The organism is Marinobacter sp. F4206, assembly GCF_019392195.1.
GTDB lineage: Bacteria > Pseudomonadota > Gammaproteobacteria > Pseudomonadales > Oleiphilaceae > Marinobacter.
In genome coordinates, this window is sequence record NZ_JAHXKI010000002.1 from 1,351,015 (window position 1) to 1,368,022 (window position 17,008).

Sequence of the window (17,008 nt, forward strand, 5' to 3'; positions counted from 1 at the left end):
CAATTCGGGGGTATCTGGCTACAGTGTAGTAAACGGATAAGCTACGGGCGGAAACGATTGATTGCCTGACAAGAGGGACGAGGTCATGGTCGCACTGAAATCCATCGCTGCGTTGGCAGCACTCTCATTCTCACTGACAACCACGCAGGTACTGGCAGAAATGCAGACCGAAACCATCGACTACGAGATTGACGGTCAGAGCTTCACCGGCTACATGGCCTGGGACGATGAACTGGAAGGTAAGCGCCCCGGCGTGCTTGTGGTTCATGAATGGTGGGGCCACAACGACTTCGTCCGTGAGCAGGCGGAGAAGCTTGCTGCCTCGGGCTACACCGCGTTTGCCCTGGACATGTACGGCAGCGGCAAGCTCGCCGAGCACCCGGATACCGCCCAGAAGTTCATGCAGGAAGCGACCCAGAACATCGACCAAGTCAAGGCCCGGTTCCTGAAGGCCAAGTCCCTTCTTGAAGACCACGAGACCGTGGATAACGACCGCATTGCCGCTCAGGGCTATTGCTTCGGCGGGGCGGTGGTCTTGAACATGGCCCGACTGGGCGTTGACCTGGACGGCGTTGTCAGCCTCCACGGAGCCCTGGGCAGCCCGATCAAAGCCGAACCTGACATGGTCAAGGCCCGGGTCCAAGTGTACACCGGCGGAGCGGACAAAATGGTTCCCTCCGAGCAGGTCGCAGCCCTTGTGCAGGAGATGCAGGACACCGGAGTCGATCTCACCCTGGTCAGTTTCCCGGGTGTCCTGCACGGGTTCACCAATCCCGGAGCTGACACGTTTGCCGAAAACTTCGGCATGCCGATCGGATACAACGAGGACGCCGCCACCCGTTCCTGGCAGGGCACCATGCGGTTCTACGAAGAAATCTTTGCCCAGTAGCACACCAGAGGGTCCGGCGGGCGACCGCCCGGGCCCGGGGGAGCGGTCAGTCCAGGGCTGATTCGATGGTGCCCCGGACGCCATCCATCAGGGATTCAACCGACCGGTCGCCCGTGGCAACCGGTGGGTGGATCACGATCTCAATCCGGCCCGGCGAAAAAGCCGCCTGGCCCTTGGGCAACCGGTCATGGGAACCACGGATGGTGATCGGCAGGATGGGCAGCCGGCCGTCTTTGGCAATGACGAAGCCGCCTTTCTTGAACGGCAGCAGGTTACCATCCCACGAACGGGTTCCTTCCGGGAAAATCAGAATCCCGGTGCCGTCCGGCAACCGGGCCACTCCCCGCTTGATACTCTCCAGGGCATCGCTGCCCCGGGAGCGATCGATGAACAGGTTGCGGGACGTCTCCAGGGCCAACCCGAACAACGGCACCTTGCGCAATTCCTTCTTGATGACCCAGCGGTACTGCAACCCGAGGGCCAGCACCAGTGCGGGCGGGTCAAAATAGGACGCGTGATTGCTTAGAATGACATAACGCTGACCGGCCTGAATGTTCTCTCTGCCTCTAACTGCCAAGTGGATGCCGCAGAGCTTGAGAATGGCCCAGGCATAGATCTGGGTGCCATGAAAGGCGGCATCCCCACGTTTGCCCAGCAGGGCAGCCACCACAATAGGCAGAAACAGAATCAGTGTCAGCAGGATGGCCCAGAAAAGAATCCAGATGGCCTTGAGGGTATTGAGCATGAACGGTTCCTGAACGTCTCGACTTCCATTTTCACGAGCAACAGGGCCATAACGATTACATACCGGGGAAGAAATCACAAAATCTGCGGCCTGCCCAGCGGGATCAGGCACAAAAAAAAGGCAGCCGAAGCTGCCTTTTTGGCGGTTATTGCTTAATCCATCAGGGATTAAAGAGCAACAACGTTCTCCGCCTGAGGACCTTTCTGGCCCTGGGTAACGGTAAACTCAACCTGCTGGCCTTCTGCCAGGGTCTTGAAACCGCTGCCCTGAATAGCGCTGTAGTGAACGAATACGTCCGGGCCGCCTTCACGAGTGATAAAGCCAAAGCCTTTTGCTTCGTTGAAGAACTTAACAGTACCGGTAGTAGTAGACATACTTAAACTTCCTGAAATCAATCATTTAATCTGCCGCCTCACACCTCCATGGTGCAGGCTAGCGTTTACGGAAATACAGAACTCGCGGAATCAAAAACAGGACGGTCACTACTAACTGCGGAGGTACGTCTTATTCATGAAATGCTTTACTGAATCTTTCCTACGGAAATAACTCTACTCTTGAATTTCAGGATTGCCAAGTGGATTTTCAATAATTTAAGTAGGTAGTGTTACCCACCCTCCGACGGCGCAAGGCGACCTAGCCCCGCACCAATCCAAAGGTGTAAATTCCCAGTGCAGTCATCAGCAGGGAGCCGACAACGTGAGCCAGAATACCGGTGATGGCCATGGTCCATTTGCCCTCCTGAATGGCAGCAAACATTTCCAGCGAGAACGTGGAGAAGGTGGTCAGGGCGCCACACAGGCCGGTGATGGCAAACAGGCGCCATTCCGGCGCCAGGGTGTTGCCATGGCTGAAGTAGCCGATGAGCAGACCGATGAGCCAGCCGCCACTCAGATTGGCCACTAGCGTGCCATAAGGAATCGCGTGGTAGGTGCTGTTGAGCCAGAGGCCCAGCACCCACCGCAGGTTGGCGCCGATGACGGCGCCTGCGCTTACTGCCAAAACTGAAAGCCACATCGGGTCGGACTCCCCTGTCGCTGCTGAACTTGACCCGATGCCTGACCGGCAAGGGTACATCGAGTATGCCGCTAAAGAGCTACCAAGTTAAGGTTTTATAACCAAATATGAAAAAGGGGTGCCCATGGGCACCCCTTTTATTGGGAGACGGTCACCCCGATCAGGCCGGGTTGTGATCGATCACCGTGTCCTTTTGGCGAGCGAACTCGTCAAACGGGAAGTCGTCCACGGTGAGCATTTCCAGCACCACCGTTTCGTACTGCCGCATGAAGTCCGCTTCTTCCTTGGTGTAGACCCCGGCTTCCAGCGCCGCCTCAAACCGCTCTTCCGGATGCAGGGCCGTCATCGGCAACTCACCCTTGGCGTAGGCCTTGTTGACCTTGCGGTACAGCTGCTCAGCCTTGTCGTAATCCTTCAGCAGGCCGTTATACCGCGCCAACGGGTTTTCAACCGTGCCCTCTCCGTCGGTTGTCCATACCCCCGAAATCAGCTTGTTGCGGATCGGGGTATCGGTGGAAATGGCACGCGCCAGTTTCCGGGACAAGTCGTCATGGGGGGCATCCCACCGGCGACCCAACGGCATGGTGATGGCGCGCAACGACATGGCCACAACGCGGTTCGGCAGATTCTGCAGGAACTCGTCGAGGGCATTTTCGGTGCGATACAGCAACAGCCCCAGGCTGTACTCCATCACCTCTCTTTCGCCTTCCACCGGCTGGCCCTCGTGCCAGTTCTTCAAGACCATCGAGGCCAAATAGAGGTTGGAGAGCATGTCACCCAGGCGGGCAGAAATCAGCTCGCGCATCTTCAGCTCGCTGCCCAGCGTGGTCATGGCGGCATCCGAACACAGTCCGAAGGCGGCACTGAAGCGTGCCACCGCCTGCGCATAACGACGGCTGGCGCTATCGAACGGGACATCGGCGCGGCCCAGTCCCAGGGCCTGGGTGAAGGCGCGGGCGGCGTTTCCGAAAATCAGGCCGGCGTGCCCGAAGAAGGCTTCGTCGAAGGCCTTGATGTCATCGTTGTCCTTCGCCGCCAGCTCCTTCAGCACGTAGGGATGGCAACGAATTGCCCCCTGGCCGAAGATCATCAGGCTGCGGGTCATGATGTTGGCACCCTCCACCGTGATGGACACAGCAGCGCCGCTGAACCCGATGCCGAGATAGTTACGCGGGCCGAGGGTGACCGTCTTGCCGCCGTGCACATCCATCGCGTCGGTGAGCACTCCCCGCTGGAATTCGGTCAGATGGTATTTGAGGATGGCCGAGGGCACGGCCGGTTTCTCACCCCGGTCAATCATGTTGGCCGTGTGGTTGACCGCCGACTGGGCGATGTAGGTCTTGCCGACAATACGAGCCAGTGGCTCCTGAACACCCTCCATGTCCGCCACCGGCGTATTGAACTGGCGACGAACACGAGTAAAGCCACCCGCGGTACCGGCGGCATAGGCCGCAGCTCCGGCAGCGCCGGATGGCAGGGTAATGCAGCGGCCGACCGAGAGACACTCAACCAGCATACGCCAGCCCTGCCCGGCCATTTCCTGACCACCGATGATGTAGTCCAGCGGAATGAACACGTCCTTGCCCTTGATGGGTCCGTTCAGGAACGGAGTACCAATGGGGCAATGACGACGGCCAATTTCCATTCCCTTGGTGTCCCGGGGGATCAGGGCACAGGTGATGCCGTAGTCCTTCTCTTCACCCAACAGGCCGTCGGGATCAAACATGCGGAAGGCCAGACCAACCACGGTGGCAATCGGGGCCAGTGTGATCCAGCGTTTCTCGAAGTTGAGCTCAATGCCCACCACTTCCTTACCGTCGATCTTGCGCTTGCAGACGATACCCGTGTCCGGCAGTGAGGTGGCATCTGAGCCCGCGCGCGGTCCGGTTAGCCCGAAACAGGGAATTTCCCGGCCGTCGGCGAGGCGAGGCAGGTAGTGGTTTTTCTGCTCGTCGGTACCATATTTCACCAGCAACTCGCCCGGGCCGAGGGAGTTGGGCACCCCGACCGAGACCATCAACATCTCGTTCGCGGCCAGCTTCTGCAGCACGGCAGTCTGGGCTTTGGCGGAAAACTCGAGGCCACCGTACTCTTTCGGGATGATCATGCCGAAGAACTTCTCTTTCTTCAGGAAATCCCAGAGCTCCTTGGGCAGATCGGCGCGCTCGACGGCCAAATCCCAGGCGTTGCACATGGATATGGCCTGGGTGCACTGATTATCCACGAACGCCTGTTCTTCTTCACTCAGCCCGGTGTGGCGGTTAATCAGCAGGTTATGCCAATCCGGCTGACCGGTGAACAGCTCACCGTCCCAGCCGACGGTTCCCGCCTCAAGGGCAACCCTCTCGGTTTCGGAAACCTTGGGCGCCACTTTCTTGAAGGTGGCGAAGATTTTCGGTGTCAGCCAGCTCTGGCGGAAACCAGGCAGGCCGGCGGCCGCGGTCACACCGGCGCCAACAAACAGAATCAACGCCAGCCATCCGGAGGCAAAAATCAGGGACAGCAGACCGACCACTGCCATCACGCCAATCGCCGGCATGGCACCGGACTCACGACGCATCACGATCAGGAGACCGGCCAGCGCCACAACAAACAAAATGAAAGTCATCATAAGTTCTCTCAGTCATCCATGGTTCGGGAAAATTCTTAGACTAAAGTAGGTACGCCCACAGTACCGCATCAGATGAAAGCATAACAGCGGTCACCCTCGACTCAGTAATCCCGTTCACACCCTGACTTACGAGGTTACGATGACCCGGATTCCCTCAAGTGCCAGGGAGGCCCGACCGATGGCGTCCCGGGCCGCAGTCAACTGGTCACGGAAGAAATCAATCTCTTCATCGCGGATGGCCGGATTCACCAACTGAAGCGCCTCCAACCGGCGTATTTCCGGTCCGAAACTGGCTTCCAGCCGCTCCAGGGCCTGCTGCTTCATGGGCTCGATATGAGGTTCGGACAGGCGCTCGGCATGATCCACCATGGTCTCTACCTGGGGCCGTATCTGAGGCACGATGGCCTGGGCGGTCTTGCGGCGAATGTTGGAGCACAGGTCGTTTAGCCGGTCGTGAGGCAACGCCGCAGACAACTCCTTGCCATTGACATCCACCAGCAGACGCAGGGGCGATACCGGCAGGTAACGGGTCAGCTGCAGCGATTCCGGCGCCGGACAATGAACCGTGAACAGGGCTTCCATGAGCAGCGTTCCCGGCGGCAACGCCTTGACCGACAGGCTGGCCAGAGCAGCCTTGCCCAGGCCGGAACTGGTCACCGAGTCCATGACCCCCGTCACCATCGGGTGCTCCCAGCTCATGAACGCCAGATCCTCACGTTCCACGGCCTGTTGCCGGCTCCAGGTAACGGTCACGCCGTCTTCCGGCAGTTCCGCAACGTGGCCGGCATGGTAATGCTCGCCCGGGCGCAGTACGTCGGAGTGATCGCCATGATCTTCAACGTCAACGCCAAGTATGTCGAAGGCCTCGATCATGTAGTCACGAACCTGGGCCAGATCCTCTTCCGCCTCAATGTCAGTGATCAGCTGATCGGCCACGTCCCGGCGACAGGAGTTCCGTTCGATCAGGGCGTCGCGACCGTTGTGAAGCAGGGTCCGCAGACGCGCCGCTTCTTCTGCGGAGGCGGCAATCAGGGTTTCCAGCGCCTCGGCTTTGCCCCCAATGGCCTGCTGCCATTGATCCTGAACCTTGTCCTGCACGGCGATACCCACCGCACAGCTCTCGGCAAAGGCATTGAGGCCGTCCTGGAACCAGCGGTACTGGACTTCCTGGGCGGTGCCCTGCAGGTAGGGAATATGAATATCGATGGCCTCGGTCTGGCCAATGCGATCCAGCCGCCCGATCCGCTGTTCCAGCAGATCGGGGTTGCCCGGCAGGTCAAACAGCACCAGGTGATGGGCGAACTGGAAATTGCGGCCCTCACTGCCGATTTCCGAACAGATCAGCGCCTGGGCGCCCTGCTCGCTGTCGGCAAAATAGGCCGCCGCGCGATCACGCTCCACCAGACTCAGGTGCTCGTGAAAGGCGGCACTTCGGATACCGGCCCGCAGCTGCAGATAGTGTTCAAGCGCCATCGCGGTGTCGGCCCGGGCACAGATCACTACTACCTTGGCCGGACGCAGGCTGACCAGCTTCTTCTCCAGCCAGGCGACGCGCGGATCGTCGGCCAGCCACTGCTCCTCCGGTACCGATTGCTCCGGCGACAGGCCGGCCAACTTCCAGGCATCGTCCTCGTACATGGCGGGACAGGGCATGGCTTCGGGCAACGGTCGGCGCTCCGGGAAACCGGCGATGGCGGCCCGGGTGTTTCGGAACAACACCCGACCCGTGCCGTGGCGGTCAAGCAGGGCATCAATAATCGCCTGGTGTGGCTCTTCACCGGCCAGCAACGCTTTCAGTTCATCACCGAGCCAGGCCTGTAGCGCCTCTCTGTCCTCACCGGTGATCTCCGACGACTCGCTCTCCAAGCGTCGCACCACCTTGTTGATGGCTTCGTATTGGCGTTCTTCTTCACGGAAGGTTTCAAGGTCGTGGAAACGGGCCGGGTCGAGAAGCCTGAGGCGGGCAAAGTGACTGGCCACACCCACCTGCTCCGGCGTCGCCGTCAGCAACAACAGACCACGGCTGGCTGCCGACAGTTCTTCAACAATCCGGTATTCGGTGCTGACCGCGTCCGGACTCCAGGCCAGGTGATGCGCCTCGTCCACGATCATCAGGTCCCAGCCTGCTGCCAGGGCGTCCTTCTGGGCCTGCTCGCTGCTGGCGAGATAATCGAGGCTGCACAGCACCAGCTGTTCCGTCTCGAACGGGTTGACGGCGTCATCGTCACCGAAGATGTGGTTGACCAGCGAATCCACATCATCCTCTTCCTCTTTCAGGGCGTCATAGCGGTCCTGGTCGATGATGGAGAAACGCAGGTTGAAGCGCCGGAGCATCTCCACCAGCCACTGGTGCATCAAGGAATCCGGTACCACGATCAGGGCCCGCTTGGCCCGCCCCGTATGCAACTGGTAGTGCAGGATCAGACCCGCTTCAATGGTTTTGCCCAGGCCCACTTCGTCGGCCAGCAGGACACGAGGGGCGTGTCGCTTGGCAACCTCGTGAGCGATGTAGATCTGATGCGGCAAATGCTGGGTGCGGGCGCCAATCAGGCCCTGAGCCGGTGATGCCCGCAACCGGTCCATATGCTGCAGGGTGGCCACCCGCAGGCGGAAGGCGCCGTTGCGGTCAAACTGGCCGGCAAAAAGGCGCTGGTGCGGGGCGGAAAAGTTCACCGAACTGCTCAGCTTCACTTCGGAAATCTGGTGGATGTCCTCGCCGTCATCTGCGTGGTACATCAATACGCCGCCGATGTCCTCAACCGCCCTGACCACGTAGTGCTCACCGTCGAAGGTTTCGATCTCCTCACCAAGCTGGTAAATGATCCGGGACAGTGGCGCATTATCAATGGCGTAGGTGCGCTCCTCATCGGCCGCAGGGAAACCCAGTGTTACCCGGCGGCCGGAGATATCCGTGACAATCCCCAGGCCCAGGGCGGTATCACTGTGACTGACCCAACGTTGACCGATGACAAAATCCGACGTATCCAAGAAACCTCCAGACAGAATTAATTTCGGGTAGCGCCGTTTTCACGCACCCAATAGGCCGTAGCCCCGCATACCGCCGCGGGCACAACCACAAGATTGAGAACCGGCACCATGGCCGCCAGTGCCACTGGCAGGCCAAAGCCGAACGCCGACAGCCGGGTATCACCCAGAAGACCGCGGAGTGCTCCAAAGCTGACCTTGTGGTTGTCCGCGGGGTAATCGACGTACTGCAGAGCCATCATCCAGCTGTTGAACATGAACCAGAGTACGGCCGCGACCAGATTGACCACCGGAATCAGGCCAATCACGAACAGGCCGATCGCCCTGGGCAGGTAATAGAGAATCTTCTGCACCTCACGCCAGAGTGCCCGGGGGATGTCCTTGATAATCGCACTCCAGCTGTCGTCGGTGTTCACTTCCTGACCGGTCAGATGCTTCTCGGTGAGTTCGGCCAGGTAGCCGTAAAAGGGCGAACCGATCAGGTTGGCAACGATCACAAAACCGTAGGCCAGCATCAGCAGGATGACGGCGCCGTAAAGGAGCCAGAACAGCCAGTCCAGGGCCTGCAACCAGGCCCAGTCGGGCAACCAGCCCATGGCAGCAGCAATCAAGCCGGCGAAAAGGTCTGCCAGAAAATAGAACAGGAGCCCAAACAACAGGACGTTGATAACGAGCGGGATAATCACGAACAACCGAAGGCCAGGTTGCCGAATCAGACGGAAGCCCTCCCCTAGATAGCCCAGTCCACGAAAAAAGTTACCCTTGAGCATTCCGGCAGGTCCTCCGCTTCAATGACATTGACGGGGCGCAAAGCATATCATGTTGGGAACATTCCCACAGCCCGAGGCCACCTACGGAAATCCCCCCATGGCATTACTGAAACACTGCGTTCTGACCTTGTTACACTGCCGCCCACTTTGGCGAATTGCCCTGTTCATTTCCGTGCTGGCCATCCTGTTCCTGGCGACCACAGATAATCCGTACCCGGTTCCGTCCTCCGCCAGCGACAAAGTCAATCACCTGATTGCCTTCGCGGAACTGACGGTACTGACCAGGCTGGCCTGGCCGGAAGCCAAAGCGCTGTGGTTCGCGCCGCCGCTGCTGGCCTTTGGTTTCGCCATTGAGGCCGTACAGGCCACCCTGCCATACCGGGAGTTCTCGCTCGCCGATCTGGCCGCCGACGGCGCCGGCATTGTGGTCGGAATGCTACCCTGGCCGGGACTGCGCAGGGCGCGCCAGAACGGCCTGAGAAGTTCGCCCGAATCTTTGTGAGATATCTCTTACATGTGCGTGAGATCTTGCTGCTATGTCATGTACGTAACAATGAGTAACTTCCTGCCCGAAATCTATAACTGGTTGTTACCAAAAATATATTCCATCAGACGGCAAATCAGAACCGTTGCATAGACGGCAAAATTCACAAGTTTGTAAAACCCCAGTTGCTATAGTGTTTACATCAAGGATGAAAGGGAAAGGGACGACGCATTGGATGCACCCCGGCATGGAATGCAGGGAGAGGCAAGGACACAGGGACGCCTCGCTTAAAGGATAATTATTCGGAACGCTGGCTCGGATGCCGGCACCAGGGAGCGGCTCAGGGACCTCGCAACAAGGCTGTTGCCACAAGCGCAAGGACGCGCCGACCTATTCCGACAAAGGGCAGCCGATTGGTTGCCCTTTTTTTCTGCCGCCCGCTCACCTACCCCCGCCCGGCAACGTAGATTCTGACCCGATTGAATTCCTCAAACTCATTCAGATCCGGCCAGGTTCGCGCCTCGATCGTCGTTTGCAGCTGATAGTGCCTGTCCCCCAGATCCCTGACCCTGGAATCCGCGAGCAATACCGTCGACGCCGCCTCCCGGAACACCGACAGCAGCGGCCGATTGTCAGGGTCGTACAGGACGTCCGCGGCGGTGATGACCTCAATGCCCGCAGGCCGATCTCGCCAATCCTGACAGGGCGTAACGGAGACACCGTTCAGGGCGGCGTTCGCGGCCGCCGCATCCAATGCAGCCGGATCCAGGTCGCAGGCGATGACCTCCCGGGCACCGGCCCGGGCAGCAGCAACCGCCACAACGCCGGACCCCGAACCGAAATCCAGAACCCGTTTGTCCGCCACCCAGTCAGGGTTGGCCAGGATCCAGTTGGCCAGGACCTGCCCGCTGGCCCAGCAAAACGACCAGTAAGCCGGCTCTGCAACGACCGCCTGGGCCTCATCATGACTCAGGGGGCCCTCCAGGACCGACGGATCAAACAAATGCAGGGGAATCTCGGGACAGCCAGCCGGCCGCGAAACTGCCACCCGGCCGCGACTCAGGGTTTTTCGCAAATGCTGATCAAGGCGGCTGGTCGACATCAACTCTCCTCACGTGGGCCGTAATCCGTAACGCCCGCCATTGTAGCCATCTCTCCCCCGCAAAACAGCGTCCGGTGAGCAGAAAAAAGCCAATTCGGCTATACTGCCGCCTCACTTCTGCTAACCGGTTAGACGCTGAAATGGCAACCAGACCCGACACCGACGACTACCTGTCCCTGTTTCTCAACGACGTCCCGCTGATGGATGTCCGGGCGCCGGTGGAGTTCGCTCGCGGCAGCTTCCCCTGTGCCGAAAACGCTCCGCTGATGAACGACGAGGAGCGGCACCGGGTCGGCATCTGTTACAAGGAAAAAGGCCAGGACCGCGCCATCGAACTGGGGCACCAGCTGGTCGCCGGGGACATCAAGGCCCAACGGATTGAAACCTGGAAGCGTTTCGCTGCGCAGCATCCGAACGGTTATCTGTTCTGCTTTCGGGGCGGCCTGCGCTCCCGCCTGACCCAGCAATGGATCAAGGAGTCCGGCATCGATTACCCCCTGGTCAAGGGCGGTTACAAGGCGCTCCGGCGCTTTCTCATCGACAGCCTCGAGGAGCGGATCGAGCACAGCGATTTTCGGATCCTCAGTGGCCGGACCGGCACCGGGAAAACCCGCGTGCTACAGCAACTGCCCAACCCCGTCGATCTGGAAGGTCTTGCCAACCACCGAGGCTCAAGCTTTGGCCGCCAGGTCAGCCCCCAGCCTTCCCAGATTGATTTCGAGAACCGGCTGGCGGTAGCCATGATCAAAGCCCACCACCGCAATGATGGCCCCGTGTACCTGGAAGACGAAAGTCGTCTGGTTGGTCGCTGCGCGCTGCCCCAGACCCTGCGGGATCGCATGGCCGCGGCCCCGCTGATGGTTCTGGAACGACCGCTGGACGAACGCATCGCCATTATCCGGGAAGACTACGTTGAAGGCATGTGCGCCGACTATGTGCAACGGGATGGCGAGGACGCCGGCTGGCTGAATTTCCGGGATTACCTGCTCAGCGCCCTCGACCGTATCCGAAAACGCCTGGGCGGGGAGCGCCACAGTCAGCTGAGGGCGTTGATGGAAGCTGCCCTGGAACGTCAGGAACAGCAACAGGATCTGAGTGGCCACGACGCCTGGATACAGGCACTGTTACAGGATTATTACGATCCGATGTACGACTACCAGCTTGGCCGAAAACAGGGTCGGATTCTTGTCCGTGGAGGCCCCGAGGTCATCCTCGACTGGGCCAGACAGACCCAGCCTGCGTAAATCACCTCGTCCGAGGTGAACCGGTGTAACGCACAGGATTCATTTGTCTGCTATAAAAATGCCGGACCGCCCGTTTTTTTTCGCTACAGCGTTTCAAATCATCACGTTGATATAAAAAACTAATGAGCAAGGAGTCTCTCTATGGAAGACCTGTTTGGTGCTGAAGGAAGCGCCTCCGAACTGATGGACCAGGCAATAACCCTGACCATGACCTATGCCCCCAAGGTTGTGCTGGCGATCGTCACACTCATTATAGGTATGTGGCTGATCAACCGGTTTATTGCCGTCCTGGACGCAAAACTGGGCGCCAAGGACCCGACACTCAACAAGTTTCTCTGTGGCCTGATCAGCGCAATTCTAAAAATCCTGCTGCTGATCTCCGTCGCCTCGATGGTCGGCATTGCGACCACCTCGTTCATCGCTATTGTTGGTGCGGCCGGCCTGGCCGTCGGCCTTGCTCTGCAGGGCAGCCTCGCCAACTTCGCCGGCGGGGTACTGGTCCTCATCTTCAAACCGTTCAAGGTTGGCGATGTCATTGATGCTCAGGGCTACCTGGGTACGGTCCGCGAAATCAGTATTCTTTACACCATTGTCGACACGTTTGATAACCGTCGAGTTGTCATCCCGAACGGGCAGCTCGCGAATTCCAGCCTGACAAACATGAGCGTGTATGAAACCCGTCGCTGCGATATGAGCTTCGGTATCGGCTACGGCGATGACATCGACAAGGCAAAAAGCGTGGTCAAATTCCTGATTGAAGAGGATGACCGGGCATTGACGGAACCGGCGCCCCTGATCGTGGTTGGCGGTCTGGGTGAGAGCTCCGTGGACCTGACAGTTCGGGCATGGACCAAATCCGCAGACCTCTGGCCGTTCTATTGGGACATGCAGGAGAAAGTGAAAAAAGCCTTTGATGCAGAGGGCATCAGCATTCCATTCCCGCAACGGGATGTGCACATGTACAAAACCGAATAACCGGAGAGAACGGTTTCGCATTGATACAACCGGTTACTCGCAAACCGCGTATCCTCGACTAAGCTGACGGTTAATGGCGGGGCTCAGGGAACCCGCCAGGCCGTCGGAGCCCGACCCACCAACAACCAGGGCTCCGGAACGCTGTCATTGCTGGTAGGAGGTTGTCACTATGCCGGTACAGCAGTTGAAGGAATTTCTCGACGAGGCAGATGTAGAATACATGTGCCTCTCTCACCCGCCTGCCTTCACCGCCCAGGAACTCGCCCACCACGTCAAGATTGCCGGCGACCGCGTCGTCAAGACCGTCATTATCGAACTGGACGGAAAAATGGCAATGCTGGTGATGCCCGCCACCTGGCGCATCCGCTGGGACCGGTTGTCCCGTATTCTCGACACCGACTTTGTTGACCTTGCCGATGAACAGGAATTCCAGGACCGGTTTCCCGACTGCGAGGTCGGCGCCATGCCTCCGTTCGGAAACCTGTTTGGCATGTCCGTTTACTGCTGCGAAGTGTTAACGGAGCAGCCTGAACTGGCGTTCGCCGCCGGCAGCCACACCGAATCCGTGCATATGAAAACGGCCGATTTCCTGACCCTGGTGCAGCCCATGGTGCTGAATCAGGGGTTCACCAAGCCGGGCGCTCAAAAACCGGCCTGGCTGCTCAAGGGTCGGCGCCGGCCGGATGACGTAAAGCCGGGCGTCACCGGCGCGGCCGGCTACTGAGTTTGTAGCGGCCGGCTTGATCCGGGTCGCTTGTCTGATCCGCGCCATCGCGTAAACTGTGGGCATCAGACAGGAACCCGATATGACGCAAGCTTTTGATATTGTCGTAATCGGCGCCGGCATGGTCGGTGCCGCCCTCGCCACGGGCCTGGGCCAGGACGGCTTCCGGGTGGCCGTGATTGATCGTTCGCCGGCACCCGCTTTCGCCCCGGATAGGGCTCCGGACATTCGCGTATCCGCACTCAGCGCCGGCAGTGAACGTTACCTGCAGCAACTTGGCGCCTGGCAGCCGATTCTCGATATGCGCGCCACGCCGTACCAGCGACTGGCGGTCTGGGATGAGACTCGTCATCCCTTGTCCAGCCTGATGCCCCGGACACTGACCGAAGTGGAGTTTGATGCCGCCAGCCTGAAAACAACGCACCTGGGCCACATTGTTGAAAACTCGGTGACGCAACAGGCGCTTTGGCAAACTGCCGACGACGAGCCGAAGGTTACGGTGATCGCCGGGCACGGGGTCTCCGCCCTGACGCAGGGTTCGCAATCGGCGACAGTTACCCTGGACGACGGCCGCAGTCTCGACGCCCAACTGGTGATCGGCGCAGACGGCGCCCAGTCCGGGATTCGCGACATGGCCGGCATCGGTGTCTCCCGCAATCAGTACGACCAGCAGGCGATGGTGATCTCGGTGCGTTACCAGGGCCCAGCGGAAGACATCACCTGGCAGGGTTTTTATCCCAGTGGTCCGCGGGCCTTCCTGCCCCTGCACAGTGCCGGGGCGAGCCATCCGGGAGAGAGCTGGGCATCGCTGGTCTGGTATGACGCGCCCGAGCAACTGGCCCGACTGAAGGCGCTGCCCAAGGAAGCACTGATGCTGGAAATCCAGCAAGCCTTCCCGGCGGAACTGCCCCTGCTCACACACATCGAGGCCCGGGCCAGCTTTCCCATTGCCCGCCAGCACGCCAAGCACTATTTTTCCCGGCGCGTGGTCCTGGCTGGCGATTCGGCCCATACCATCAACCCCCTGGCCGGCCAGGGGGTCAATCTGGGGTTCCAGGATGCCCAATGCCTGCAGGCGATGCTCAAGGAAGCCAGGCGCGCCAACGACGACCTGGCCGACCCAAAGTGGCTTGGACAATACGAACAGCAGCGACGGCCGGCTAACCGGCGCATGATGATGACGATGGACCTGTTCTATCACCTGTTCAGCAATCGTATTCCGCCAGTACACCTGCTGCGCAACCTCGGGCTGGGTGCCGCTCGCGCCCTGCCCTTTGCCCGCAACCAAGTGGCCCGCTACGCCATGGGCATTGATGACCGGCTGCCAGCCGTTCTGACCCAGCTAACCGATCGGATTCCCGGGCTCAGGCAGTTCTGAGCCGCCCGGACGCAACAAGTCATCGCCACCACGAACCAGGAGCAACCATGTCAGAAACCATATTTACCAAGATCATCAACCGGGAGATTCCGGCCGATATCGTCTATGAGGACGAGGTCAGCCTGGCGTTCCGCGACATCAATCCCCAGGCGCCGGTGCACCTGCTGGTCATCCCTAAGAAGGAGATTGTCAGCATTAACGAGATTGAGGAAAGCGACCGGGAGCTGGTCGGACACCTGTACTGGGTGGCAAGCAAGCTGGCGAAGGAGATGGGCTTTGCCGAGGACGGCTATCGCACGGTGATGAATTGCGGAGAGAATGCGGGGCAGACGGTGTTTCACATCCATCTGCACCTGCTGGCCGGCAAGCCTTTCGGCTGGCCACCCTATACCGATCGGATGAAACAGGCCTGAGCAGTGAGACCCTGGGTGGGGCTCAGCGCCCCACCACCCGTTCGGCCTCTTCCACTGGCGTGTGGCGAACGTCCTCACCCTTCACCATGAAAATCACGTTCTCGGCGATGTTGCAGGCATGATCGCCAACCCGCTCCAGAGCCCGCAGAACCCACATCACCGACATGCACCGCGAGATATTGCGGGTATCTTCCATCATGAAGGTCAGCAGGGTTCGGGCGGCTGCCTGATACTCCTCGTCCACCCGTTTGTCTTCCTTCATGATCCGCAGGGCCTGCTCGGAATCCAGCCGGGCAAAGGCATCCAGTGCATCGTGCAGCATGCTCAGCACGTGGGTGCCGATGTGGCGAACTTCCACGTAACCCCGGGGTGCCTGGCCCTCTTCGGACAATTTGATGGCCAGCTTGGCAATTTTCTTGGCTTCGTCACCCACACGTTCCAGGTCGGCGACCATTTTGATCACGGAGATCACCAGGCGCAGGTCCCGGGCCGTCGGCTGGCGACGGGCGATGATGAGTGTCGCCTCCTCGTCAATGTCGATTTCCATCTGATCGACGCGCTTGTCTTTGGCGCGGGTCTCCTCCGCCAGATGACCATCGCCATCCATGAGGGCCTGAATGGCGTTCTCCACCTGGGACTCGACCATCCCGCCCATTTTCAGGAACTCGGTCTTGAGATCCATCAGTTCGTCATTGAACTTGCGGGAAATATGATCCCCGTAAACATCGTCCTTCTTCGTAGGCATACTGTGCTTCTCCAATGTTCCCCGGCGACGGAATCAGCCGAAACGACCCGTGATGTAGGATTCGGTCAGTTCGTGTTCCGGCGAGGTGAATACTTTGTTGGTTTCGTTTACTTCCACCAGGTGACCAAGGTGGAAGTAGGCCGTTCGATGGGATACCCGTGCGGCCTGCTGCATGGAGTGGGTGACGATCACAATGGTGTAGCTCTCGGACAGCTCTGCAATCAGTTCTTCCACCTTGGCGGTGGCAATCGGATCCAGCGCTGAACAGGGCTCGTCCATCAACACCACTTCCGGGCTCACGGCAATGGCGCGGGCGATGCACAGGCGCTGCTGCTGACCGCCGGACATGCCGGTTGCGGTCGCATCCAGCCGGTCCTTCACTTCTTCCCACAAGCCGGCCTTACGCAGGCTGTTCTCGACAATTTCGTCCAGGTCGGACTTGCGGTTGGCAAGACCATGGATGCGGGGGCCATAGGCCACGTTGTCGTAGATCGATTTCGGGAACGGGTTGGGCTTCTGGAACACCATGCCGACCCGGGCACGCAGTTCCACGACATCCCGCTTGGAGTCGTAGATGTCCTGATCGTCCAGCTGCAGGGAACCCTTTACCCGGCAGATATCGATACTGTCGTTCATCCGGTTCAGGCAGCGCAGGAACGTGGACTTGCCGCAGCCGGACGGGCCGATGAAAGCGATCACCTCGTTCCGGGCGATGTCCAGGCTGATTTTTTTGATCGCCCGGCTCTCGCCGTAGTAAACCTCGACGTCCCGGAGCTTGAACTTGGCGTCGTCGGCAAACGGTTTGCCCACGGTCTTGCCTTCCTCGATGACGGTATCGGTCGGCTTACTCTCCGAAACCGGCACGGCAGGCTCTTCCTGCTGTGACGCTTCACGGGTAATGCTTGAGTTCATGGTATTCATCTTGATTC

General features: G+C 59.6%; 16 protein-coding genes. 7 read left to right on the top strand and 9 right to left on the bottom strand.

Annotated elements, in window-relative coordinates:
- Nucleotides 1–85 precede the first annotated feature (85 nt).
- Entirely contained in the window at nucleotides 86–889 is an 804-nt protein-coding gene (locus tag KZO34_RS08630; RefSeq protein WP_219475750.1) for a dienelactone hydrolase family protein, read from the top strand.
- A gap of 46 nt (nucleotides 890–935) precedes the next feature.
- Here the strand turns inward: KZO34_RS08630 and KZO34_RS08635 are convergent, their stop codons facing one another.
- From KZO34_RS08635 to cysZ, 6 genes are all read right to left on the bottom strand, one after another.
- Nucleotides 936–1,634, bottom strand: coding sequence for a lysophospholipid acyltransferase family protein (locus KZO34_RS08635; protein WP_219475752.1), 699 nt, complete (start codon nucleotides 1,632–1,634; stop codon nucleotides 936–938).
- Between the two features lie 167 nt (nucleotides 1,635–1,801).
- Nucleotides 1,802–2,008 carry a cold-shock protein gene (locus KZO34_RS08640; protein ID WP_008172950.1) on the bottom strand — a complete coding sequence of 69 codons (207 nt, stop codon included), beginning with the start codon at nucleotides 2,006–2,008 and terminating at the stop codon, nucleotides 1,802–1,804.
- A 259-nt stretch (nucleotides 2,009–2,267) separates the two neighbouring features.
- A complete protein-coding gene (crcB, locus tag KZO34_RS08645) occupies nucleotides 2,268–2,648 on the bottom strand; it encodes a fluoride efflux transporter CrcB (protein ID WP_219475754.1) in 381 nt (126 codons plus the stop codon).
- A gap of 160 nt (nucleotides 2,649–2,808) precedes the next feature.
- The gene (locus KZO34_RS08650; protein ID WP_219475756.1) at nucleotides 2,809–5,259 is read right to left on the bottom strand and encodes an acyl-CoA dehydrogenase; all 2,451 of its coding nucleotides are present in this window, start codon (nucleotides 5,257–5,259) and stop codon (nucleotides 2,809–2,811) included.
- A 126-nt stretch (nucleotides 5,260–5,385) separates the two neighbouring features.
- On the bottom strand, nucleotides 5,386–8,247 hold the full coding sequence (rapA, locus tag KZO34_RS08655) for an RNA polymerase-associated protein RapA (RefSeq protein ID WP_219475758.1): 2,862 nt from the start codon (nucleotides 8,245–8,247) through the stop codon (nucleotides 5,386–5,388).
- A gap of 17 nt (nucleotides 8,248–8,264) precedes the next feature.
- A complete protein-coding gene (gene cysZ, locus KZO34_RS08660) occupies nucleotides 8,265–9,014 on the bottom strand; it encodes a sulfate transporter CysZ (RefSeq protein ID WP_219475760.1) in 750 nt (249 codons plus the stop codon).
- A 97-nt stretch (nucleotides 9,015–9,111) separates the two neighbouring features.
- Between cysZ and KZO34_RS08665 the strand changes: the two genes are divergently transcribed.
- The gene (locus KZO34_RS08665) at nucleotides 9,112–9,516 is read left to right on the top strand and encodes a VanZ family protein (protein ID WP_219475762.1); all 405 of its coding nucleotides are present in this window, start codon (nucleotides 9,112–9,114) and stop codon (nucleotides 9,514–9,516) included.
- A 427-nt stretch (nucleotides 9,517–9,943) separates the two neighbouring features.
- On the opposite strand, the gene KZO34_RS08670 is transcribed toward KZO34_RS08665, so the two are convergent.
- Entirely contained in the window at nucleotides 9,944–10,600 is a 657-nt protein-coding gene (locus KZO34_RS08670; protein WP_219475764.1) for a 50S ribosomal protein L11 methyltransferase, read from the bottom strand.
- A gap of 140 nt (nucleotides 10,601–10,740) precedes the next feature.
- Here KZO34_RS08670 and mnmH point away from each other — a divergent pair, with 140 nt between their 5' ends.
- From mnmH to KZO34_RS08695, 5 genes are all read left to right on the top strand, one after another.
- Entirely contained in the window at nucleotides 10,741–11,844 is a 1,104-nt protein-coding gene (mnmH, locus tag KZO34_RS08675) for a tRNA 2-selenouridine(34) synthase MnmH (protein ID WP_219475765.1), read from the top strand.
- A 141-nt stretch (nucleotides 11,845–11,985) separates the two neighbouring features.
- On the top strand, nucleotides 11,986–12,819 hold the full coding sequence (locus tag KZO34_RS08680) for a mechanosensitive ion channel family protein (RefSeq protein ID WP_219475766.1): 834 nt from the start codon (nucleotides 11,986–11,988) through the stop codon (nucleotides 12,817–12,819).
- A gap of 169 nt (nucleotides 12,820–12,988) precedes the next feature.
- Nucleotides 12,989–13,543, top strand: coding sequence for an aminoacyl-tRNA deacylase (locus KZO34_RS08685; protein WP_219475767.1), 555 nt, complete (start codon nucleotides 12,989–12,991; stop codon nucleotides 13,541–13,543).
- Nucleotides 13,544–13,625: 82 nt separating this feature from the next.
- A complete protein-coding gene (locus tag KZO34_RS08690) occupies nucleotides 13,626–14,921 on the top strand; it encodes an FAD-dependent monooxygenase (RefSeq protein WP_219475768.1) in 1,296 nt (431 codons plus the stop codon).
- A gap of 47 nt (nucleotides 14,922–14,968) precedes the next feature.
- Nucleotides 14,969–15,334, top strand: a complete 366-nt coding sequence (locus tag KZO34_RS08695) for a histidine triad nucleotide-binding protein (protein ID WP_219475769.1) — start codon at nucleotides 14,969–14,971, stop codon at nucleotides 15,332–15,334.
- A 22-nt stretch (nucleotides 15,335–15,356) separates the two neighbouring features.
- Here KZO34_RS08695 and phoU read toward each other — a convergent pair whose 3' ends face one another.
- Both phoU and pstB read right to left on the bottom strand, forming a co-directional pair.
- Nucleotides 15,357–16,079: a phosphate signaling complex protein PhoU gene (gene phoU / locus KZO34_RS08700; protein WP_219475770.1), complete on the bottom strand. Its 723-nt coding sequence runs from the start codon at nucleotides 16,077–16,079 to the stop codon at nucleotides 15,357–15,359.
- A 33-nt stretch (nucleotides 16,080–16,112) separates the two neighbouring features.
- Entirely contained in the window at nucleotides 16,113–17,000 is an 888-nt protein-coding gene (gene pstB / locus KZO34_RS08705) for a phosphate ABC transporter ATP-binding protein PstB (RefSeq protein WP_219475772.1), read from the bottom strand.
- Nucleotides 17,001–17,008 lie beyond the last annotated feature (8 nt).

Coding starts and splice junctions, on each gene's coding strand:
- crcB (WP_219475754.1), bottom strand. CDS start 2,648: ATGTGGCTTTCAGTTTTGGCAGTAAGCGCAGGCGCCGTCATCGGCGCC.
- KZO34_RS08640 (WP_008172950.1), bottom strand. CDS start 2,008: ATGTCTACTACTACCGGTACTGTTAAGTTCTTCAACGAAGCAAAAGGC.
- KZO34_RS08635 (WP_219475752.1), bottom strand. CDS start 1,634: ATGCTCAATACCCTCAAGGCCATCTGGATTCTTTTCTGGGCCATCCTG.
- KZO34_RS08650 (WP_219475756.1), bottom strand. CDS start 5,259: ATGATGACTTTCATTTTGTTTGTTGTGGCGCTGGCCGGTCTCCTGATC.
- cysZ (WP_219475760.1), bottom strand. CDS start 9,014: ATGCTCAAGGGTAACTTTTTTCGTGGACTGGGCTATCTAGGGGAGGGC.
- mnmH (WP_219475765.1), top strand. CDS start 10,741: ATGGCAACCAGACCCGACACCGACGACTACCTGTCCCTGTTTCTCAAC.
- pstB (WP_219475772.1), bottom strand. CDS start 17,000: ATGAATACCATGAACTCAAGCATTACCCGTGAAGCGTCACAGCAGGAA.
- KZO34_RS08670 (WP_219475764.1), bottom strand. CDS start 10,600: ATGTCGACCAGCCGCCTTGATCAGCATTTGCGAAAAACCCTGAGTCGC.
- phoU (WP_219475770.1), bottom strand. CDS start 16,079: ATGCCTACGAAGAAGGACGATGTTTACGGGGATCATATTTCCCGCAAG.
- KZO34_RS08665 (WP_219475762.1), top strand. CDS start 9,112: ATGGCATTACTGAAACACTGCGTTCTGACCTTGTTACACTGCCGCCCA.
- KZO34_RS08680 (WP_219475766.1), top strand. CDS start 11,986: ATGGAAGACCTGTTTGGTGCTGAAGGAAGCGCCTCCGAACTGATGGAC.
- KZO34_RS08630 (WP_219475750.1), top strand. CDS start 86: ATGGTCGCACTGAAATCCATCGCTGCGTTGGCAGCACTCTCATTCTCA.
- KZO34_RS08685 (WP_219475767.1), top strand. CDS start 12,989: ATGCCGGTACAGCAGTTGAAGGAATTTCTCGACGAGGCAGATGTAGAA.
- KZO34_RS08690 (WP_219475768.1), top strand. CDS start 13,626: ATGACGCAAGCTTTTGATATTGTCGTAATCGGCGCCGGCATGGTCGGT.
- KZO34_RS08695 (WP_219475769.1), top strand. CDS start 14,969: ATGTCAGAAACCATATTTACCAAGATCATCAACCGGGAGATTCCGGCC.